The sequence below is a fragment of the Pseudomonas defluvii genome (assembly GCF_001695625.1).
Lineage (GTDB): Bacteria > Pseudomonadota > Gammaproteobacteria > Pseudomonadales > Pseudomonadaceae > Aquipseudomonas > Aquipseudomonas defluvii.
On record NZ_MBPN01000005.1, the window covers coordinates 1 to 20,206 of the forward strand.

Here is a 20,206-nt window from a genome sequence, read left to right on the forward strand (position 1 = left end):
TGCGCAACGTTGTTCAAATAATCACCAATTACCTTGCTTGTCTGCGGGCGCTTCTCTACAATTGCGGCCCTTGTCGTGTTGGCAGGCGCGCATGTGCCTCTTTCCAAGGCAGGACATACAAGTGTCATTCACTCCTTGTCTGACCACTCTGGTGGCAGACTACAACCCGTAAGGAGCATTCATGCGTCATTACGAAATCATCTTTCTGGTCCACCCTGACCAGAGCGAGCAAGTCGGCGGCATGGTTGAGCGTTACACCAAGCTGATCGAAGAAGACGGCGGCAAAATCCACCGTCTGGAAGACTGGGGCCGTCGTCAACTGGCCTACGCAATCAACAATGTTCACAAGGCTCACTACGTGATGCTGAACGTTGAGTGCACCGGCAAGGCCCTGGCCGAGCTGGAAGACAACTTCCGTTACAACGATGCCGTGATCCGTAACCTGGTCATCCGTCGCGACGAAGCCGTTACCGGCCAGTCCGAGATGCTCAAGGCTGAAGAGAACCGCAGTGAGCGCCGTGAGCGTCGCGACCGTCCTGAGCATGCTGACAGCGCCGAAGGCGATGACAGCGACAACAGCGACAACAGCGATAACGCTGACGAGTAATCCACGGACCTTTTGAGGAGCCAATTACATGGCACGTTTCTTCCGTCGTCGTAAATTCTGCCGCTTCACTGCTGAAGAAGTGAAAGAGATCGATTACAAAGATCTCAACACCCTGAAAGCTTATGTATCCGAAACCGGCAAGATCGTTCCAAGCCGTATCACCGGTACCAAAGCTCGTTATCAGCGTCAGCTGGCTACCGCTATCAAGCGCGCCCGCTTCCTGGCCCTGCTGCCCTACACCGACAGCCACGGCCGCTGAGACCGGGTCGTCGACAAGTAGCAAGGGATAGAACGCATGCGCGCCTTGGCTGATTTCATCATGCGCGGTCGCGTGCAGGCCACTTTAGTGGTGGTTGGTTGTGCGGCAATGCCGCTGCTGTTCTGGTTGAGTGCCGCCGCCGGGAGCCTGGTGTTCCTGCGGCGCGGTTTCAGTGACGCCTCCGGTGTCCTCGCCTGGGCTTTGTTGCCCGCGTTGGCCTGGTGGTTCTTCGGTGACCCACGCATCTTGATGGTGCTGTTGGGAACGCTTGGCCTGGCTGCGTTTTTACGCGCTGGGCAGTCCTGGAACAGGGTGCTGTTGATCAGCACTGCCTTGGGGTTGGTGTACGGTGTGGTTCTTGGGTCGGTTTTCCGCGAACCGGTCGAAGCTTTGTCACAAGCGCTTGAGAAAGCCTTGCCGCAAATGCTCGACGGGCTCTACCAGCAGTTGACGGTAGAAGAGCGAGCGCACCTGGGTAGCCTTATCGCGCCAGTTCTCTATGGCCTGATCGCCGCGTTGTTGCAAGCCGTCAGTCTGTTGGCCCTGATGTTGGGTCGCTACTGGCAGGCAGTGTTGTATAACCCGGGTGGCTTCGGTCGCGAGTTTCGCGCCGTCAGACTACCGCTGGTGCCGGCGCTGGTGCTGCTGGCGTGCATGCTGATCGGGCCCAATTTCGGGGCCGGGTTGGCGATGTTGACGCCGATTTGCAGTGTACCGCTGATGTTTGCAGGGGCTGCCCTGTTGCATGGGCTGGTGGCGCAGGGCCGGCTGGCAAGGTTCTGGCTGGTTGGGTTGTACGTGACACTGCTGCTGTTCATGCAGCTGATTTATCCGTTGCTCGTGGTGTTGGCCATTGTCGACAGCCTGATTGATTTTCGCGGCCGCGGGGCACCAAAAAATGGTGCCGACAACGGTTCCGCGAACGGTGAAGGTTAAAAGTTAAGAGGTTATTACCAAATGGAACTGATCCTGCTGGAAAAAATCGCCAACCTGGGCAACCTGGGCGATAAGGTAAATGTTAAGGCTGGTTACGGCCGTAACTACCTGCTGCCGCAAGGCAAGGCCACCGTTGCCAACGCTGCCAACCTGGCTGCGTTCGAGGAGCGTCGCGCCGAGCTGGAAAAACTGGCTGCAGACAAGAAGTCTTCTGCTGAAACCCGCGCTGCCCAACTGGCCGAGCTGGAAGTGACCATCACTGCCACCGCTGGCGACGAAGGCAAGCTGTTCGGTTCGATCGGCACCCACGACATCGCTGATGCCCTGACCGCCTCCGGCGTTGAAGTGGCTAAAGCTGAAGTTCGTCTGCCGAACGGCACCATCCGTAATGTTGGCGAATACGACGTTGCCGTGCACCTGCACAGCGATGTTGAAGCCACCGTTCGCGTGGTTGTTGTCGCAGCCTAAGCTGCACCAATCGGCTGGCACCTCGCGTGTCAGCCGGTTAACATCGGGCACGATCCTGCTAGGCAGGTCGTGCCCTTTGTCTTTTTCGTCTCCCTGATTTCCGTGTGGCCATGAACGAGATATCCGCTCCCGAACAATACGATCTGCAAACCGCTGCCCTGAAGGTGCCGCCGCATTCCATCGAGGCCGAACAGGCTGTGCTCGGTGGCCTGATGCTGGACAACAACGCCTGGGAGCGCGTGCTGGATCAAGTCTCGGATGGCGACTTCTACCGGCATGACCACCGCCTGATCTTCCGTGCGATCTACAAGCTGGCCGATCAGAACACCCCGTTCGATGTGGTAACCCTGCATGAGCAGCTGGATCGGGAAGGTCTGAGCTCCCAGGTGGGTGGGTTGGGTTACCTCGGTGAGCTGGCCAAGAACACGCCATCGGTCGCCAACATCAAGGCCTATGCGCAGATCATTCGTGAGCGGGCGACCCTGCGTCAGCTGATCAGTATCAGCAGCGAGATTGCCGACAGCGCCTTCAACCCGCAGGGTCGCAACGCGGCAGAGATTCTCGACGAAGCCGAACGGCAGATCTTCCAGATCGCCGAAGCGCGTCCAAAGACCGGTGGCCCGGTTGGGGTCAACGAGCTGCTGACCAAGGCCATTGACCGTATTGATACCCTGTTCAACTCCGACAGCGATATCACCGGTATTTCCACGGGTTATACCGACCTGGATGAGAAGACCAGCGGTCTGCAGCCCGCTGACCTGATCATCGTCGCCGGCCGTCCGTCGATGGGTAAGACCACCTTCGCCATGAACCTGGTGGAGAATGCGGTGCTGCGCAGTGACAAGGCGGTACTGGTGTACTCCCTCGAGATGCCAGGCGAATCGCTGATCATGCGTATGCTCTCGTCGCTCGGGCGTATCGACCAGACCAAGATCCGTTCCGGCCAGCTCGATGACGATGACTGGCCGCGCCTGACATCGGCAGTCAACCTGCTCAATGATCGCAAGCTGTTCATCGACGATACGGCCGGTATCAGCCCGTCGGAAATGCGTGCCCGTACCCGTCGTCTGGTGCGCGAGCATGGCGAGATCGGCATGATCATGATCGACTACCTGCAGTTGATGCAGATCCCGGGCTCCAGCGGTGACAACCGTACCAACGAGATCTCCGAGATCTCCCGCTCGCTCAAGGCGCTGGCCAAAGAGTTCAACTGCCCGGTCATCGCACTGTCGCAGCTTAACCGTTCCCTTGAGCAGCGGCCGAACAAGCGCCCGGTGAACTCCGACTTGCGGGAATCCGGAGCGATCGAGCAGGATGCTGACGTGATCATGTTCGTCTACCGCGATGAGGTCTACCATCCGGAAACCGAACACAAAGGCATTGCCGAAATCATTATCGGCAAGCAGCGGAACGGCCCGATCGGCTTTGTCCGGCTGGCGTTCATCGGTAAATACACGCGCTTCGAGAACCTGGCGCCGGGTAGCTACAACTTCGACGACGACGAGTAATTTTCGCAGCGCCAATTCCGAGCTGCAGCGTCGGAATTGGTCAAAATTTGTGCTATAGTCCGCGCCCGCGATTTTCCTGTACTTCAGAACCGGTCACTGACATGCAAGCAGCCAAACCACTTTTCGACTATCCCAAGTACTGGGCCGAATGCTTCGGACCAGCACCGTTCCTGCCGATGAGCAGGGAGGAGATGGATCAGCTCGGCTGGGATTCCTGCGACATCATCATTGTGACCGGTGACGCCTACGTCGATCACCCGTCGTTCGGTATGGCCATCATCGGCCGTCTGCTGGAAGCCCAAGGGTTCCGGGTGGGGATCATTGCCCAGCCGAACTGGCAGTCGAAAGACGACTTCATGAAGCTGGGTGAGCCGAACCTGTTTTTCGGTGTCGCTGCGGGCAACATGGACTCCATGATCAACCGCTACACCGCCGACAAGAAGATCCGTTCCGACGACGCCTATACGCCGGGTGGCCTGGCTGGCAAGCGTCCGGATCGCGCCAGCCTGGTCTACAGCCAGCGCTGCAAGGAAGCCTACAAGCATGTACCGATCGTGCTGGGTGGCATCGAGGCTTCGCTGCGCCGGATCGCGCATTACGACTACTGGCAGGACAAGGTGCGTCATTCGATCCTGATCGACGCCTGTGCCGACATCCTGCTTTACGGCAATGCCGAGCGGGCCATTGTCGAAGTGGCCCAGCGCCTGTCGTACGGCGAGAAAATCGAAACCATTACCGACATTCGTGGCACGGCATTTGTTCGTCGGGACACCCCTGAAGGCTGGTACGAGGTCGACTCCACACGTATCGACCGTCCGGGCAAGATCGACAAGATCATCAACCCGTACGTGAATACCCAGGACACTCAGGCCTGCGCCATCGAGCAAGAAAAAGGCCCGGTTGAAGACCCGAATGAACCGAAGGTCGTCCAGTTGCTGGCGAGCCCGCGGATGACCCGCGACAAGACCGTGATTCGCCTGCCGTCCTTCGAGAAGGTCCGTGGCGACGCGGTGCTCTACGCTCACGCCAACCGAGTCCTGCACCTGGAGACCAACCCAGGCAACGCCCGGGCGCTGGTGCAGAGACACGGTGACGTGGACGTCTGGTTCAACCCTCCGCCCATTCCGATGACCACTGAGGAAATGGACTATGTGTTCGGCATGCCCTATGCGCGCGTGCCGCACCCGGCGTATGGCAAGGAGAAAATCCCGGCCTACGACATGATCCGTTTTTCGGTCAACATCATGCGCGGCTGCTTTGGTGGCTGCACCTTCTGCTCGATCACCGAGCACGAAGGCCGGATTATCCAGAACCGCTCCGAAGAGTCGATCATTCGCGAGATCGAAGAGATTCGCGACAAGGTGCCAGGGTTTACCGGGGTCATCTCCGACCTTGGCGGCCCTACCGCGAACATGTACCGAATCGCCTGCAAGAGCCCGGAAATCGAGTCCGCGTGCCGCAAGCCGTCGTGCGTGTTCCCCGGCATTTGCCCGAACCTGAACACCGACCACTCGTCGTTGATTCAGTTGTACCGCAGTGCGCGTGCCTTGCCGGGTGTGAAGAAGATCCTGATCGCCTCGGGCCTGCGTTATGACCTGGCGGTAGAGTCGCCGGAGTACGTCAAGGAACTGGTGACCCACCACGTTGGCGGTTACCTGAAGATTGCGCCGGAGCACACCGAAGAAGGCCCGCTGAATCAGATGATGAAGCCGGGTATCGGTACCTATGACCGCTTCAAGCGTATGTTCGAGAAATTCTCGAAAGAGGCGGGCAAGGAACAGTACCTGATCCCGTACTTCATTGCGGCGCACCCGGGCACTACCGATGAAGACATGATGAACCTGGCCCTTTGGCTCAAGGGCAATGGTTTCCGTGCCGACCAGGTACAGGCGTTCTATCCGTCGCCAATGGCGTCGGCTACCGCCATGTACCACTCGGGCAAGAACCCGCTGCGCAAGGTCACCTACAAGAGTGACCCGGTCACGATCGTCAAGAGCGAAGCGCAGCGTCGCCTGCACAAGGCATTCCTGCGCTATCACGATCCGAAGGGTTGGCCGATGCTGCGTGAGGCGCTGGAGCGTATGGGCCGTAGCGACCTGATCGGCCCGGGCAAACACCAACTGATCCCGTTGCACCAGCCTGCAACCGACAGCTACCAGAGTGCGCGACGCAAGAACTCGACGCCTGCAGGCAGCCACAAGGTCGCCAAGGATCAAAAGATCCTGACCCAGCACACTGGCCTGCCGCCGCGTGGCAGCGATGGTGGCAAGCCGTGGGACAAGCGCGAAGAGGCCAAGGCGGCAGCGTTCGCCCGTAACCAGGATGCGGCCAAGGCGCGCAAAGACGCCGCCAAGGGCAAAGGCAAGAAGAAGCCGCGTCAGCCGGTACTGCCGCGCTAACCTGGCCTTGGCCCGCGCGCCGGGGTGGTGCGTTGCCCGTGCGGCAAGGCACGATTCTGGTGCGCCGATAGGCTAAGCCGTGCGCAGGCGCGGCGTAGCCGCTCATGGCACAACTCTTGCGCGGTTCAGGGCTGACCTTGGCCCTTGAGCGCTGCCATGCCTGACCAGCCTGACTCCTACCATGAACTGTTGCAGGGCGACGGAGCGGTACGCCCGCACTGGCAGGCGCTGTTCGCGCAGTTGCAGCGCAGCAGCCCCGAGCAGTTGGCGCAGCGTCAGGCGCTGTTGACCCGCCAGCTTCAGGAAAATGGTGTCACCTATAACATCTACGCCGACCCCAAGGGCGCTGATCGCCCGTGGGAGCTGGACCTGTTGCCGCACGTGTTGTCTGCCGAGGAATGGCAGCCACTGGCCGCCGGTATCGCTCAGCGCGCGCGTCTGCTCAATGCGGTACTGGCCGATACCTACGGACCGCAACAGCTGCTGGCCGACGGGCTTTTACCTCCCGAACTGATCTACGGGCACAACAATTTTCTCTGGCCCTGCCAAGGTATCGAAGTGCCTGGCGGAACCTACCTGCATGTCTACGCCGCTGACCTTGCACGCGCGCCGGATGGGCGCTGGTGGATCACTGCAGACCGTACCCAGGCGCCTTCCGGTGCTGGCTATGCCCTTGAGAACCGCACAATTCTTTCGCGGGCCTGGCCGGAGCTCTACCGCAGCCTCCATGTACAGCACCTGGCGGGTTTCTTTCGAACCTTGCAGCAGACTCTCGCCGAGACGGCACCGAGTGAAGGGGAGGCGCCGCTGGTGGTGCTGCTGACCCCCGGGCGATTCAACGAGAGTTACTTCGAACACCTGTATTTGGCGCGGCAACTGGGTTACCCCTTGGTCGAGGGTAGCGACCTGACGGTGCGCGATGCCACCGTGTACCTCAAGACACTGGATGGTTTGCGTCGTGTTCACGGCATTTGGCGGCGTCTTGACGATGACTTCTGCGACCCGCTGGAGTTGCGCACGGATTCGGCATTGGGCGTTCCTGGTTTGCTCGATGCCGTGCGTCAAGGGCGCGTGCTGGTGGCCAATGCCTTGGGCTGCGGTGTTCTGGAGTCACCCGGCCTGCTTGGTTTTTTGCCCGCTATCAATGAGCACCTGTTCGGCGAGGCCTTGAGCCTGCCCTCCGTTGCCAGTTGGTGGTGCGGCGAGCCTCCGGCATTGGCACAGGCGCTGGAGAAACTGCCAGACCTGGTGTTCAAGCCAGCGTTCCCTTCGCAGCGGTTCACGCCTGTGTTGGGAGGCGCACTTGATGCTGAACAGCAGCAGGCGCTGGCGGCGCGTATTGGTGCGCGACCGGCTGTCTATGTTGCCCAAGAGCGGGTGCAGTTGTCTCTGGCGCCGGTCTGGCAGGTCGATCAACGTGCACTGCAATCCCGTTCGGTAGGTATGCGTGTTTACGCCGTGGCCTGTGCCGATGGCTATCGGGTGTTGCCTGGCGGGCTGGTGCGGGTGTCGGCACAGGCTGATGCCGACGTGATCTCGATGCAGCGCGGTGGTGCCAGCAAGGATGCCTGGGTGTTGGGTGAGCAGGCCTGCGCCGGTGAGCAGTGGCGGACGCGGCACAGTATTGGCGTGGCAGACCTGATTCGTCGCGACCCGTACTTGCCCTCGCGGGTGGTGGAAAACCTGTTCTGGTTCGGCCGTTACTGTGAGCGCTGTGATGTGGGGGCGCGCTTGTTGCGCATTCTGTTGACCCGTTACCTGGACGATGACAGTCCACTGGCGCTGGAGGGGGCTGTGGCGTTGGCGGACGGCTTGTCATTACTGCCAGAGGGCGCAAGCCTGCCCGAACGTTTGCGTGCTGCATTGCTGGATGCCGAATGGGGCTTCGGTTTGCGCGCCAACCTGCAGCGCTTGCAGGGCGCAGCCTCTCAGGTGCGCGGCAAGCTCTCACGGGAAAACTGGCAGGCGCTGCAGGAGTTGCAGCGGCAAGCGCGAGTGCTGGAGAACGCGGAGGCGGGCTTCGGTGAGCTGCTGGAAACCCTCGACCGTCTGGTCATGTCGTTGGCGGCGCTGTCGGGCTTCGCCCTGGACGACATGACCCGTGATGAGGGTTGGCGCTTTCTGATGATCGGGCGCCGACTGGAGCGGCTGCAAGCCTTGAGCGACAACCTGGCACTGTTCTTGAGTGGCCCGGCAGTGTTTGATCAGGCCGGGCTGGAGGCCTTGCTGGAGCTGGGCAACAGCAGCATCACTTACCGCTCGCGTTACCTGGAGGTCGCTCAGTTACTGCCGGTGCTCGACCTGCTCGTGCTTGATGAGCAGAACCCGCATGCCCTGTTGTTTCAGCTCAAGCTCACGACGGCCTCGCTCAACCGCCTGCACCGTGACCTCGGTACACCGCTCGAGCCCGAACTGGTTAGCCTGGCTGAACGGTTGCGCCGCTATGACCTGGCGACGGTGCAAGGTGCATCGACGGTCAATGTCGCGCTTGCTGAACTGGTTGGTTTGCTGGAAGGCATTTCTTCGGCATGTGCTCACGTGGCTGAGCGTCTGGCGTTGCGTCACTTTGTGCATGTCGACGATCTTAGCCAGCAGACGGTGTCGATCTGATGAGTGTCCGTTACCAGGTGGTTCATGAAACCCTCTATCGCTACACCAGCCCGGTGTCGTTGGCCCAGCAACTGGTTCATTTGTGGCCGCGCGACTGTGCCTGGCAGCACTGCACTGAGCGGGACATGCAGATCAGCCCGGCGCCGACCCGGCGCAGTGATGCGCTGGACGTCTTTGGCAACCCGTTGACCCGCCTGGCGTTTGATTGCCAGCACGACGAACTGCGCATCGAGACCCGACTGACGCTTTGTGTGTACGCCAGGGCGTTACCGGATCTGGCTCGCTCGCAACCCTGGGAGGCGGTGCGAGAGGCGCTGAGTTACAGCAGTCGACCGTTTTCCGCCGAGCGCCTGGAGGCCTGTCGCTATCGCTTCGAGTCGCCACAGGTGCGGCTCAAGCAACGGTTTGTGGCCTATGCAGATAGTTGCTTCGTGCCGGGGCGTCCATTGCTGTTGGCGGTGCAGGCGTTGATGGAAAAGATCTTCAACGAGTTCACCTTCGATGCAACGGCAACACAGGTTGCCACGCCGCTACTGGAGGTGCTGGAGCGACGTCGTGGTGTATGCCAGGACTTTGCCCACCTGATGCTCGCCTGTCTGCGCTCGCGGGGCCTGGCGGCGCGCTATGTCAGTGGTTATCTATTGACGCGACCACCACCCGGCCAGCCGCGACTGATCGGTGCCGATGCGTCGCATGCCTGGGTTTCGGTGTTCTGTCCGGAGCAGGGCTGGGTGGATTTTGACCCGACCAACAACCTGCGGCCTGCGTTGGAGCACATCACCTTGGGCTGGGGACGCGACTTTTCCGATGTCTCGCCGCTGCGTGGGGTGATTCTTGGCGGTGGCAGCCATGACCCGGAAGTACGGGTCACGGTCACCCCCTTGGCTTGAAATCAGGCGGGCTGCTGGTCGGCCCACTTGGGTGGCACTACCGGCTTCCAGTGCTCAAGGGCATCGAGCAGGGCGTCAGGCGAGGTGTTTTTCTGTAGCAGCGTGCGGTGTTGTTCACGGACGAAGCCTTCGCTGACCATGTGGTCGAGAAAGCCGGTCAGCTTGTCGTAGAAGCCGTTTACGTCCAGCAAACCGAGTGGTTTGCCGTGGTAACCCAGTTGGCCCCAGGTCCAGACCTCGAACAGTTCTTCGAGTGTACCCAGGCCTCCGGGCAGTGCGATGAAGGCATCACTGAGTTCGGCCATGCGCGCTTTGCGTGCGTGCATACCGTCGACCACTTCCAGGCGGCTCAGGTTGGGGTGGCCGATTTCAGCGCTTTTCAGGCGCTCGGGAATGATCCCGACGACCTCGCCACCGGCCGCCAGGGCCGCATCGGCGACGATCCCCATCAGGCCCACGGCACCGCCACCATAAACCAGTGTCAGGCCGCGTTGGGCAATCGCCTGGCCCAGCGCTTCGGCGGCTGCCCGGTAAGCGGGGCTGGCGCCGGTACTGGCACCACAAAACACACAAACGGAACGTAACGACATGGCGCTCTCCTGATCGTTGAGCGCGACAGGGTAAAGCGCCATTGGGTGCCTTCCAAGTGTTGTGTCATTCCGGGCGGGAGAACTCACAGGCGGCGCCGCTGGCGCCGCAGGCGTAGGCGGCCAGCAGGCTGCGCATCAGACTATTGAGGGACACGACAGTTACTCCTAAGTGAGCGGTTGTTTCATCGTCCAACAAAGGGGCATGATGGGCACGTTGATTGTCTTGATGAGCACCATAGAACAAATTCACTGCCTGGCTAACGATGCAGCGCTTGACCCATATCACGGGCCTTGTCATGCGTATCGGGCAGTCTGAAGACGATAAAAAACCCTGCCATGGAGATTCACGATGTTTGCCAAACTTGTTGCCGTATCCCTGCTGAGCATTGCCAGCGCTCAGGTCATGGCCGCTGAATGCAAGGTCACGGTCGACTCCACCGATCAGATGTCCTTCAATACCAAGGAAATCGCCATCGACAAGAGCTGCAAGCAGTTCACGGTTGAACTGACCCACTCCGGCTCATTGCCGAAGAACGTCATGGGCCACAACCTGGTGGTGAGCAAGGAGGCCGACATGCAGGCCATCGCTACCGACGGCATCGGCGCCGGTCTCGACAACAACTACCTGAAAGCGGGTGATACCCGGGTTATCGCGCACACCAAAGTCATCGGCGCTGGCGAGAAAGACTCGCTGACGATTGACGTTTCCAAGCTGGCGGCCGGTGAAAAGTACGGTTTCTTCTGCTCGTTCCCAGGCCACATCTCGATGATGAAAGGCACTGTCGTTCTGAAGTAACGCCACTACCGCTGCATCGCGGGCAAGACCCGCTCCCACTTTGTTGGAGCAGGCTTGCCTGCGATGCTGTCAGCGTCTACATGCGGCTTATGGTGCGAACGGCACCACGCGCTTGTGATGGGTTTTCTCGAAGGTTGTCCGGATGATCTCGAAGGCTTCCTGGCTTACCGGCTCGCCATGCAGGAAGGCATCGATTTCCTGATAGGTCACCCCGTGGGATGCTTCGTCTGGTTTGCCCGGTGCGAGGTCCTCCAGATCGGCCGTTGGTACTTTTTCGACCAGTGATTCCGGTGCGCCGAAGCTGCGCGCGATTGCCCGTACCTGATTTTTCACCAGGCCGCTGAGCGGTGCCAGGTCGCAGGCGCCGTCGCCGAATTTGGTGAAGAAGCCCATCACTGCCTCAGCGGCATGGTCGGTACCGATCACCAGGCCTTGGCGTGCTCCAGCGATGGTGTACTGGGCGACCATGCGCATGCGCGCCTTGGTGTTGCCGAGGACGAAGTCGACCATGCTTGGCTTGCCCCCTTCCAGTGCCTTGACCTCGGCTGCCAGCGCCTTGACGGCTGGGCCGATGTTCACCGTATGGCACTCGTCGGGCTGAATGAAGTCGATGCAGGCCTGGGCGTCATGTTCATCGTGCTGCACCTGATAAGGCAGACGCACCGCAATGAACCGGTACTGCTCGTCACCGGTCTTGCTACGCAGTTCGTTGATTGCACGTTGCGCCAGCAGGGCAGCCGTCAGCGAGTCGACCCCGCCACTGATGCCCAGTACCAGGGTTTTGAGCCCGGCAGCTTGCAGGCACTGCTGGATAAAGGCGATGCGTCGGGCCACTTCGGCCTTGAGCGCGGCATCGTCGGCGAACGGCGGCTGCACCTTGAGCTGCTGCGCAATCTCTAGCTGGACGGCTTGCATGGGTTACTCCTTGCTGGGAACTTTGAATACGTGGCGCAGGTAGGCGACGAAGTTCTCGTCGCGGCATTGGATCTTTGCCGCCTCGTCGGAAATCTTGGCGACAGGCTGGCCGTTGCAATCGGTCATTTTAAGCACGATGTTCATCGGCGCCACCCCGGGAATGTCACAGGTCAGGTTTGTGCCGATACCGAAGCTGACATTGATCCGTCCGCGCAGTGCGCGAAAGATCTGCAGCGACTTGGTCAGGTTCAGGCCGTCTGAAAACACCAGTGTCTTGCTCATCGGGTCGATGCCCAGTGTTCGGTAATGGGCGATGGCTTTCTCGGCCCAGAGGATGGGATCGCCCGAATCGTGGCGCAGGCCATCGAACAGCTTGGCGAAGTACAGGTCGAAATCGTTGAGAAAGGCATCCATGGTGATGCAGTCTGTCAGCGCGATCCCCAGTAGCCCGCGGTACTCGCGGACCCAGCAGTCGAGTGCGGCGATCTGGCTGTCGATCAGCCGAGGCCCTAACTGCTGGTGTGCCATGATCCATTCGTGGGCCATGGTTCCCAAGGGTTTGATATCCAGTTTCCGTGCCAGATGCACATTACTGGTGCCGACGAAACGGGCCGGAAAGTCCTCCTTCAATACGCGCACCACTTCTTCCTGAACGCGGTAGGAGAAGCGCCTGCGGGTGCCGAAATCGGCCACCTGCAACTCGGCCAGCTCGTCTGCGCTGGCATTGGCCTTGAGCCAGTCGAATTTGCGGTACAGCTGTTCGCGTGCCTGCTCCAGTTTGACCTGCGGATACCGGTGGCGATTGCGTACTTCGCTGATGATCGCCAGCAACGGGACCTCGAAAAGAATCACGTGCAGCCAGGGGCCGCGCAGGCGCAGGTAGAGCTGGTCGTTCTCTATACCCAATTGCAGGTAGCGCAGGTCGAAACGAAACAGCCCGAGAAAGCGCAGGAAGTCGGGTTTGAGAAAGCTGATCTGCTCAAGGAAGCCCAACTGCCCGTTGCCTAGGCTCAGTTCCGGCAAGCGCTCGATCTGCTCGCGGATCTCTGCCAGGTAGGGGCGCAAGTCTTCACCGTTGCGGCAGCGAAACTCCCATTCGACATCGACGTTCGGGTAGTTATGCAGGACGGCCTGCATCATGGTCAGTTTGTAGAAGTCGGTGTCGAGCAGGTTTTGCACGATGCGATCAGCGAAGGCGCTTTCGCTCATAAAAGGCTCCAGATGGGGCGCAGGATGGCTTCATTGTGCCAGCCTTTTTTCTCTAAAGGCTGGGAAAACCGGTAGCAGGCTATGGGTAACGGTCTGTTGCGGAGCATTGAGCCTCCCTGCGATGGTGCCCGTTGTAGCAGTCGCGCACCAAGGATGTGCAGTTCGGTTACGCATGCTGTAACAGGTTGGTTGCACGTAACCAAAAACGGTGGTTGCAATGATGGCACTTGCGGGTTGCCCTTTTTCCGGGTTTCAGGTGGCGCCAAAGCGGATGTAGACGGTTGCACGGCCTGTAAAAAAAGGCCGCAAATCCGCAGCCTTTGCTTTGCACGTGAGTTTTTTCGGAATGTAAAACCGATGGCACGGCCCTTGCTCATAGCTAGTGCTGAAAGTTGTAGTGCCAACCAAAAAAACTCTAGGAGCACCACCTCATGTCGCAGACGTTTTACAAGAAAGGCTTCTTGGCCCTTGCCGTTGCTACGGCGCTGGGTGTTTCTTCGTATGTTCAGGCCGACATCAAGATCGGTGTAGCGGGCCCGATGACCGGTGCCAACGCGGCGTTTGGCGAGCAGTACATGAAAGGTGCCCAGGCGGCAGCGGACGAGATCAACGCCAAGGGTGGGGTCAACGGCGAAAAAATCGTGCTGGTGAAGGGCGATGACGCGTGCGAGCCGAAACAGGCCGTGGCTGTCGCCAACCGCCTGGTCGATCAGGACAAGGTGGCGGGCGTAGTTGGGCACTTCTGCTCGTCTTCGACCATTCCTGCGTCCGAGGTGTATGACGAAGCAGGTGTGATTGCAATCACACCAGGCTCCACCAACCCGGCCGTCACCGAACGCGGCCTCGGTGCGATGTTCCGCATGTGCGGCCGTGATGACCAGCAGGGCATTGTCGCGGGTGATTACATCGTTGACGTGCTCAAGGGCAAGAAGGTTGTCGTGCTGCACGACAAGGACACCTACGGTCAGGGTCTGGCTGACGCAACCAAGGCCCAACTGGCCAAGCGTGGTGTCACCCCAGTGCTGTATGAAGGCCTGACCCGTGGCGAGAAAGACTTCAGCGCCGTGGTCACCAAGATCCGTGCTGCGGGAGCCGACGTGGTTTACTTCGGTGGCCTGCACCCAGAGGCTGGCCCACTGGTTCGGCAGATGCGTGAACAAGGTCTGAAAGACGTGAAGTTCATGTCCGATGACGGCATCGTGACCGACGAACTGGTGACCACCGCTGGCGGCCCACAGTACGTCGATGGCGTGTACATGACCTTCGGTGCCGACCCGCGCCTGCTGCCAGACAGCAAGACGGTGGTCGATGCCTTCCGCAAGGCCGGCACCGAACCTGAAGGCTACACCCTGTACGCCTATGCCTCGGTCCAGGCCCTGGCCGCCGGTTTCAACGGCGCCAAGTCGAACAAGGGTGAAGACGCCGCCAAGTGGCTGAAGGCCAACCCGGTCAAAACCGTCATGGGCGAGAAGACCTGGGACGCCAAAGGCGACCTGAAAGTCTCCGACTATGTGGTCTACCAGTGGGACAAGGACGGCAAGTACCACCAGCTGGAAAAACAAAAATAACACCGGCTTCCGGCCTGGGCCGCAGTGGCTGCCCGGGCCGTTACCCGCTTGATTGCCGTACCTGTCTTTTCTCGTAGATCTGCACAACTGCGCTGCGAGGGTCGCTTCATCCAGGGCCCACCGTAGTCGGCGCTTGTGCAATCTCAAATACGTGAGATTGCGTTATGGATGGTATTTTTCTGCAGCAACTGATCAATGGACTGACCCTCGGGTCTGTCTATGGTCTGATCGCCATCGGCTACACAATGGTCTATGGCATTATCGGCATGATCAACTTCGCGCACGGCGAGGTGTATATGATCTCCGCTTACCTGGCGGCGATCAGTCTGGCATTGCTGGCGTACTTCGGTATCGAATCCTTCCCGCTGCTGATGCTCGGGACGCTGATCTTCACGGTCGTGGTCACCGGTGTTTACGGTTGGACCATCGAGCGCATTGCCTACAAACCCCTGCGTAACTCCACCCGTCTGGCGCCCTTGATCAGTGCCATCGGGATCTCGCTGATCCTGCAGAACTATGCACAGATCAGTCAGGGTGCACGTCAGCAAGGTGTGCCGACGCTGCTCGAAGGTGCCTGGCGCCTGGAAGTGGGCAGTGGTTTCGTGCAGTTGACCTACACCAAGATCTTCATTCTGGTGGCCGCCTTCGTGGGTATGGCGCTGCTCACCTATATCATCAAGTTCACCAAGTTGGGGCGCATGTGCCGTGCGACTCAGCAGGATCGCAAGATGGCCTCGATCCTGGGGATCAACACTGACCGGGTGATCTCCTACGTGTTCATCATCGGCGCCGTCATGGCTGCACTGGCTGGCGTGCTGATTACCATGAACTACGGCACCTTCGACTTCTATGCCGGCTTCATCATTGGCATCAAGGCATTCACCGCAGCGGTACTTGGCGGCATCGGCTCGCTGCCTGGGGCCATGCTCGGCGGAATCATTCTGGGTATCTCCGAGTCGCTGTTCTCTGGCTTGATCAACTCTGACTACAAGGATGTGTTCAGTTTCTCGCTGCTGGTGATGATCCTGATCTTCCGTCCCCAAGGCCTGCTGGGTCGCCCACTCGTGGCGAAGGTGTAAGTATGTCTGCTGCCAATAACTCTGCTATCGATATCAAGCGCAGCCTGATCGACGCGATTCTCGCCGGGCTGATTTCCCTGATCGTCTTCGGGCCCATCGTCGGTGTGGTACTGGACGGTTACAGCTTCAACCTTGAGCCCACCCGTGTCGCCTGGCTGGTGGCCGGTGTCATGGCCGGGCGTTTCCTGCTCAGCCTGTTCCTGCAGACCGAGAAGGGCCTGAGCATCCTGCAAGGCTTCGAGGGCGGGGGTTCCGGTGTACATGTGCTGGCGCCGGACTACAAATCGCGGTTGCGCTGGATCATTCCAATGCTGATCGTGATTGCCATCGTCTTCCCGTTCTTTGCCAACAAGTACCTGCTGACCGTGGTCATCCTCGGCCTGATCTACGTGTTGCTCGGGCTGGGCCTGAACATCGTGGTCGGCCTGGCCGGGCTGCTCGACCTGGGTTACGTGGCGTTCTATGCCATCGGCGCCTACGGCCTTGCGCTGGGCTATCAGTACCTGGGCCTGGGCTTCTGGACAGTGCTGCCGCTGGCAGCGATTGCTGCTGCGATGGCCGGTTGCATACTGGGCTTCCCGGTGTTGCGAATGCATGGCGACTACCTGGCCATCGTGACCCTGGGTTTCGGTGAGATCATCCGTCTGGTGCTGAACAACTGGTTGTCGTTCACCGGCGGCCCGAACGGCATGCCCGTGCCATCGCCGACCTTCATGGGCCTGGAGTTCGGCCGTCGGGCCAAGGACGGTGGGGTGCCATTCCACGAATTCTTCGGCATCGATTACAACCCCAACGTGAAGTTCCTGTTTATCTACATCGTGCTGTTCATCGTTGTGATGGCCGTGCTGTACATCAAGCACCGTCTGACCCGCATGCCGGTCGGCCGTGCCTGGGAAGCGCTGCGCGAAGACGAGATCGCCTGCCGCTCGATGGGCCTCAACCATGTGCTGGTCAAGCTCTCGGCATTTACCCTGGGGGCCTCGACTGCAGGCCTTGCCGGTGTGTTCTTCGCCAGCTATCAGGGCTTCGTCAACCCTTCGTCGTTCACCTTCTTCGAGTCGGCGTTGATCCTCGCCATTGTTGTACTGGGCGGTATGGGTTCGACGGTTGGTGTGGTCATTGCAGCCTTTGTCCTGACCGTGGCACCTGAACTGTTGCGCAGCTTCTCCGAGTACCGGGTGCTGCTGTTCGGCGTGCTGATGGTGTTGATGATGATCTGGCGACCGCGTGGGCTGATCCGCATCAGCCGTACCGGTGTGACCCCGCGTAAAGGAGTGGCGCCATGAGCGACGACGTTATTCTCTCGGTCGATAACCTGATGATGCAGTTTGGCGGTATCAAGGCGCTCAGTGATGTCAGCCTGAAGGTCAAACGCAATGACATTTTCGCCCTGATCGGCCCTAACGGTGCAGGCAAGACCACGGTGTTCAACTGCCTCACCGGCTTCTACAAGGCCAGCGGCGGCAAGATTGAGCTGAACCTGCGTGGCAGCCGTACCAACGTGATCCAGCTGTTGGGTGAGCGCTTTCAGGTGGCGGACTTCTTCTCGCCCAAGCGCTTTGCCAACCGGCTGTTCTACAAGATGTTTGGCGGTACCCACCTGGTGAACCGTGCCGGCCTGGCGCGTACATTCCAGAACATTCGCCTGTTCAAGGAAATGTCGGTGGTGGAGAACCTGCTGGTTGCCCAGCATATGTGGGTAAACCGTAACCTGCTGTCTGGGGTGCTCAACACCAAGGCCTACCGCAAAGCCGAGAGTGATGCGCTGGATCATGCGTTCTACTGGTTGGAAGTGGTCGATCTGGTGGATTGCGCCAACCGTCTGGCCGGCGAATTGTCCTATGGCCAGCAACGGCGCCTCGAAATTGCCCGCGCCATGTGTACCCGACCACAGATCATTTGCCTGGATGAGCCTGCCGCGGGCCTCAACCCGCAGGAAACCGAGGCACTGAGCAAGATGATTCGGGTGCTGCGCGATGAGCATGACCTGACCGTCGTGCTGATTGAGCATGACATGGGCATGGTCATGAGCATCTCCGACCATATCGTGGTGCTCGACCACGGCAACGTCATCGCTGAGGGCGCGCCTCAGGATATTCGCCACAACCCGACGGTAATTGCCGCCTACCTGGGTGCTGATGAAGAGGAGCTGGTATGAGCGCACCCATTCTCGAACTGAAAGAACTCGATGTGTTCTACGGGCCGATCCAGGCGCTGAAGAAAGTCTCGATGCACATCAATGAGGGGGAGACCGTCAGCCTGATCGGCTCTAACGGGGCCGGTAAATCGACCCTGCTGATGTCGATCTTTGGCCAGCCACGGGCGGCCAGCGGGCAGATCATCTACCGCGGTACCGACATCACCCACAAGTCGTCCCACTACATTGCGTCCAACGGCATTGCGCAGTCGCCGGAAGGGCGTCGGGTGTTCCCCGACATGTCGGTGGAAGAGAACCTGATGATGGGTACCATCCCCATTGGCGACAAGTACGCCAGTGAAGACATGGAGCGCATGTTCGAGCTGTTTCCCCGGCTGAAAGAACGGCGTAACCAGCGTGCCATGACCATGTCCGGTGGTGAGCAGCAGATGCTTGCTATTGCCCGTGCCTTGATGAGCCGACCGAAGCTGCTGTTGCTTGATGAGCCGTCGTTGGGGCTGGCGCCGATTGTGGTCAAGCAGATCTTTGCCACCCTGCGTGAGCTGGCCAACACCGGCATGACCATCTTCCTGGTCGAGCAGAACGCCAACCATGCGTTGAAGCTCTCGGACCGGGCTTATGTGATGGTGAACGGGCAGATTCGCATGACCGGTACGGGTCAGGAGCTGCTGGTCAACGAGGATGTGCGAAACGCCTATCTCGGCGGGCATTGATTGCCGCTTGGCAAAACGCCCCGGTATCTCCGGGGCGCTTTGCTGTCTGCTGATAATGTGGACAAGTCATTGGCGGTTGTGCACAGCACGTGACATCGGGTCGCTGCAGTTGGCCGCAGTTCAAGATGGATGAGTTGTCCACGTTTCGTGTGGAAGCGGCTGTGGGTAACTTGGTAGCAGGTGTCTACACCCCACGTATTACAAGGCGTTTAGAGCTTTGGTCGTTTTTTGATCAGCCTTTTTAAAGTGTTACTCAATAGCATTTGTCAAGGATTTTGTCCTACTGAAATTGCGCCTGAAAAGAGCTGGAAAGCCTGTGGATAACTCTGTGAGTAAGCACTGGAAAGACTGACGCGACCGGCAGAACTACAGGCTTGGCGCCATCGCCGTGCTTTTCGCGGATTGTCTCGCGGGTCAACTCGCAGGCGGGGCGTCAAGGAAAATACTTTCTGTTGAGCCTTTGCACGTTGTTCACAGCTGTTCAGCGATGCTGAAAGTTGCCCCCAGAGTGTGTGGAAGGGGCTGTGGATAAGGTGCGTAAAACACGCGCCAGGCCCTCTGGGACGGTACTTTTGCGTGATTGCTCGTTTTTTGTACAGGCGTAGAATCGACTTGCTGCCCTGAGGCTGGGCGGGCATGCTGCAAACCCTGCCGCCCGCCTGCCTGTGGGCAAGTCAACTCAAGGAGAATCGCATGACTTCCACCGTTTTCATCACTGGCGCTACGTCGGGGTTTGGCGAAGCCTGTGCGCGCCGCTTTGCCGAAGCGGGTTGGTCGCTGGTGCTGACCGGTCGCCGCCAGGAGCGTCTCGATGCCCTGTGCGCTGAGCTGTCGAAACAGACCGAGGTGTTGGGCCTGGTGCTGGACGTTCGTGATCGTAAGGCCATGGAACAGGCCATTGCCAACCTGCCGCCGTCGTTCGCCACGCTGCGTGGGCTGATCAACAATGCGGGCCTGGCGCTGGGCGCCGACCCGGCGCCGACGTGCGATCTGGATGACTGGGACACCATGGTCGACACCAACATCAAGGGGCTGATGTACAGCACCCGTTTGTTGCTGCCGCGACTGATCGCCCATGGTCGTGGTGCGACCATCCTTAACGTCGGTTCCGTGGCGGGTAACTACCCTTATCCCGGTAGCCACGTGTATGGCGGCACCAAGGCGTTTGTTGGGCAGTTCTCCCTGAGCCTGCGCTGTGACCTGCAAGGCACAGGCGTGCGGGTTACCAACATCGAGCCGGGGTTGTGTGAGAGTGAGTTCTCGCTGGTGCGTTTCGGTGGCGATCAGGCGCGTTATGACGCCACTTATGCAGGGGCGGAGCCGATCCAGCCTCAGGACATCGCCGAGACCATTTTCTGGATCATGAATCAGCCGGCCCACATCAACATCAACAGCCTGGAGCTGATGCCGGTGAGCCAGGCATGGGCAGGGTTCTCGATCGATCGTTCCGGCAAGGCCTGAAGGGCCTGATCGCGGGCAAGCCCGCTCCCACAGGTGTCAG

18 protein-coding genes are annotated in these 20,206 nt (G+C 59.7%); 15 read left to right on the forward strand and 3 right to left on the reverse strand.

The features are described 5' to 3' along the window. The first annotated feature begins 181 nt into the window (after positions 1–181). The 8 genes from rpsF (at position 182) to EKA13_RS02145 (ending at position 9,677) form a co-directional block, all read left to right on the forward strand. Positions 182–607 carry a 30S ribosomal protein S6 gene (gene rpsF / locus EKA13_RS02110; RefSeq protein ID WP_065757891.1) on the forward strand — a complete coding sequence of 142 codons (426 nt, stop codon included), beginning with the start codon at positions 182–184 and terminating at the stop codon, positions 605–607. 28 nt (positions 608–635) lie between these two features. Beyond that, positions 636–866 (forward strand): 30S ribosomal protein S18, encoded by a 231-nt coding sequence (rpsR, locus tag EKA13_RS02115; protein WP_065757892.1) that lies wholly within the window; start codon positions 636–638, stop codon positions 864–866. Between the two features lie 36 nt (positions 867–902). Then, positions 903–1,802 (forward strand): hypothetical protein, encoded by a 900-nt coding sequence (locus EKA13_RS02120; RefSeq protein WP_065757893.1) that lies wholly within the window; start codon positions 903–905, stop codon positions 1,800–1,802. Positions 1,803–1,823: 21 nt separating this feature from the next. Next, positions 1,824–2,270, forward strand: coding sequence for a 50S ribosomal protein L9 (gene rplI, locus EKA13_RS02125; protein ID WP_065757894.1), 447 nt, complete (start codon positions 1,824–1,826; stop codon positions 2,268–2,270). Between the two features lie 110 nt (positions 2,271–2,380). Then, positions 2,381–3,778: a replicative DNA helicase gene (gene dnaB, locus EKA13_RS02130; protein ID WP_065757973.1), complete on the forward strand. Its 1,398-nt coding sequence runs from the start codon at positions 2,381–2,383 to the stop codon at positions 3,776–3,778. A 101-nt stretch (positions 3,779–3,879) separates the two neighbouring features. Next, positions 3,880–6,177 carry a YgiQ family radical SAM protein gene (locus EKA13_RS02135; RefSeq protein WP_065757895.1) on the forward strand — a complete coding sequence of 766 codons (2,298 nt, stop codon included), beginning with the start codon at positions 3,880–3,882 and terminating at the stop codon, positions 6,175–6,177. 156 nt (positions 6,178–6,333) lie between these two features. After that, positions 6,334–8,787 (forward strand): circularly permuted type 2 ATP-grasp protein, encoded by a 2,454-nt coding sequence (locus tag EKA13_RS02140; protein ID WP_065757896.1) that lies wholly within the window; start codon positions 6,334–6,336, stop codon positions 8,785–8,787. Further along, positions 8,787–9,677 (forward strand): transglutaminase family protein, encoded by an 891-nt coding sequence (locus EKA13_RS02145; RefSeq protein WP_065757897.1) that lies wholly within the window; start codon positions 8,787–8,789, stop codon positions 9,675–9,677. The genes EKA13_RS02140 and EKA13_RS02145 overlap by 1 nt, the downstream gene beginning before the upstream one ends. A 2-nt stretch (positions 9,678–9,679) precedes the next feature. Here EKA13_RS02145 and EKA13_RS02150 read toward each other — a convergent pair whose 3' ends face one another. Beyond that, positions 9,680–10,267, reverse strand: a complete 588-nt coding sequence (locus EKA13_RS02150; RefSeq protein WP_065757974.1) for a cytokinin riboside 5'-monophosphate phosphoribohydrolase — start codon at positions 10,265–10,267, stop codon at positions 9,680–9,682. A gap of 349 nt (positions 10,268–10,616) precedes the next feature. Between EKA13_RS02150 and azu the strand changes: the two genes are divergently transcribed. Beyond that, a complete protein-coding gene (gene azu / locus EKA13_RS02155) occupies positions 10,617–11,063 on the forward strand; it encodes an azurin (RefSeq protein ID WP_065757898.1) in 447 nt (148 codons plus the stop codon). Positions 11,064–11,150: 87 nt separating this feature from the next. Here azu and nadE read toward each other — a convergent pair whose 3' ends face one another. Both nadE and pncB read right to left on the reverse strand, forming a co-directional pair. Continuing rightward, positions 11,151–11,978, reverse strand: coding sequence for an ammonia-dependent NAD(+) synthetase (gene nadE / locus EKA13_RS02160; protein ID WP_065757899.1), 828 nt, complete (start codon positions 11,976–11,978; stop codon positions 11,151–11,153). A gap of 3 nt (positions 11,979–11,981) precedes the next feature. Then, entirely contained in the window at positions 11,982–13,187 is a 1,206-nt protein-coding gene (pncB, locus tag EKA13_RS02165) for a nicotinate phosphoribosyltransferase (RefSeq protein WP_065757900.1), read from the reverse strand. A 431-nt stretch (positions 13,188–13,618) separates the two neighbouring features. On the opposite strand from pncB, the gene EKA13_RS02170 reads away from it, so the two are divergent. From EKA13_RS02170 to EKA13_RS02195, 6 genes are all read left to right on the forward strand, one after another. After that, positions 13,619–14,755, forward strand: coding sequence for a branched-chain amino acid ABC transporter substrate-binding protein (locus EKA13_RS02170; RefSeq protein ID WP_065757901.1), 1,137 nt, complete (start codon positions 13,619–13,621; stop codon positions 14,753–14,755). Between the two features lie 164 nt (positions 14,756–14,919). Next, positions 14,920–15,834, forward strand: a complete 915-nt coding sequence (locus EKA13_RS02175; RefSeq protein ID WP_065757902.1) for an ABC transporter permease subunit — start codon at positions 14,920–14,922, stop codon at positions 15,832–15,834. A 2-nt stretch (positions 15,835–15,836) separates the two neighbouring features. Next, positions 15,837–17,120 carry a high-affinity branched-chain amino acid ABC transporter permease LivM gene (gene livM / locus EKA13_RS02180; protein WP_065757903.1) on the forward strand — a complete coding sequence of 428 codons (1,284 nt, stop codon included), beginning with the start codon at positions 15,837–15,839 and terminating at the stop codon, positions 17,118–17,120. Beyond that, positions 17,117–17,992, forward strand: a complete 876-nt coding sequence (locus EKA13_RS02185) for an ATP-binding cassette domain-containing protein (RefSeq protein ID WP_065757904.1) — start codon at positions 17,117–17,119, stop codon at positions 17,990–17,992. Before livM ends, EKA13_RS02185 begins: the two co-directional genes overlap by 4 nt. After that, positions 17,989–18,705 (forward strand): ABC transporter ATP-binding protein, encoded by a 717-nt coding sequence (locus EKA13_RS02190; protein WP_065757905.1) that lies wholly within the window; start codon positions 17,989–17,991, stop codon positions 18,703–18,705. The genes EKA13_RS02185 and EKA13_RS02190 overlap by 4 nt, the downstream gene beginning before the upstream one ends. 693 nt (positions 18,706–19,398) lie before the next feature. Further along, a complete protein-coding gene (locus EKA13_RS02195) occupies positions 19,399–20,166 on the forward strand; it encodes an SDR family oxidoreductase (RefSeq protein ID WP_065757906.1) in 768 nt (255 codons plus the stop codon). Positions 20,167–20,206: the final 40 nt, after the last annotated feature.

What these genes read in the sequence shown, in the direction of transcription:
- livM (WP_065757903.1), top strand. Translation starts at nt 15,837, where the DNA reads ATGTCTGCTGCCAATAACTCTGCTATCGATATCAAGCGCAGCCTGATC.
- EKA13_RS02135 (WP_065757895.1), top strand. Translation starts at nt 3,880, where the DNA reads ATGCAAGCAGCCAAACCACTTTTCGACTATCCCAAGTACTGGGCCGAA.
- EKA13_RS02170 (WP_065757901.1), top strand. Translation starts at nt 13,619, where the DNA reads ATGTCGCAGACGTTTTACAAGAAAGGCTTCTTGGCCCTTGCCGTTGCT.
- rpsF (WP_065757891.1), top strand. Translation starts at nt 182, where the DNA reads ATGCGTCATTACGAAATCATCTTTCTGGTCCACCCTGACCAGAGCGAG.
- azu (WP_065757898.1), top strand. Translation starts at nt 10,617, where the DNA reads ATGTTTGCCAAACTTGTTGCCGTATCCCTGCTGAGCATTGCCAGCGCT.
- EKA13_RS02120 (WP_065757893.1), top strand. Translation starts at nt 903, where the DNA reads ATGCGCGCCTTGGCTGATTTCATCATGCGCGGTCGCGTGCAGGCCACT.
- pncB (WP_065757900.1), bottom strand. Translation starts at nt 13,187, where the DNA reads ATGAGCGAAAGCGCCTTCGCTGATCGCATCGTGCAAAACCTGCTCGAC.
- EKA13_RS02190 (WP_065757905.1), top strand. Translation starts at nt 17,989, where the DNA reads ATGAGCGCACCCATTCTCGAACTGAAAGAACTCGATGTGTTCTACGGG.
- EKA13_RS02145 (WP_065757897.1), top strand. Translation starts at nt 8,787, where the DNA reads ATGAGTGTCCGTTACCAGGTGGTTCATGAAACCCTCTATCGCTACACC.
- EKA13_RS02140 (WP_065757896.1), top strand. Translation starts at nt 6,334, where the DNA reads ATGCCTGACCAGCCTGACTCCTACCATGAACTGTTGCAGGGCGACGGA.
- EKA13_RS02175 (WP_065757902.1), top strand. Translation starts at nt 14,920, where the DNA reads ATGGATGGTATTTTTCTGCAGCAACTGATCAATGGACTGACCCTCGGG.
- rplI (WP_065757894.1), top strand. Translation starts at nt 1,824, where the DNA reads ATGGAACTGATCCTGCTGGAAAAAATCGCCAACCTGGGCAACCTGGGC.
- EKA13_RS02150 (WP_065757974.1), bottom strand. Translation starts at nt 10,267, where the DNA reads ATGTCGTTACGTTCCGTTTGTGTGTTTTGTGGTGCCAGTACCGGCGCC.
- nadE (WP_065757899.1), bottom strand. Translation starts at nt 11,978, where the DNA reads ATGCAAGCCGTCCAGCTAGAGATTGCGCAGCAGCTCAAGGTGCAGCCG.
- rpsR (WP_065757892.1), top strand. Translation starts at nt 636, where the DNA reads ATGGCACGTTTCTTCCGTCGTCGTAAATTCTGCCGCTTCACTGCTGAA.
- EKA13_RS02185 (WP_065757904.1), top strand. Translation starts at nt 17,117, where the DNA reads ATGAGCGACGACGTTATTCTCTCGGTCGATAACCTGATGATGCAGTTT.
- dnaB (WP_065757973.1), top strand. Translation starts at nt 2,381, where the DNA reads ATGAACGAGATATCCGCTCCCGAACAATACGATCTGCAAACCGCTGCC.
- EKA13_RS02195 (WP_065757906.1), top strand. Translation starts at nt 19,399, where the DNA reads ATGACTTCCACCGTTTTCATCACTGGCGCTACGTCGGGGTTTGGCGAA.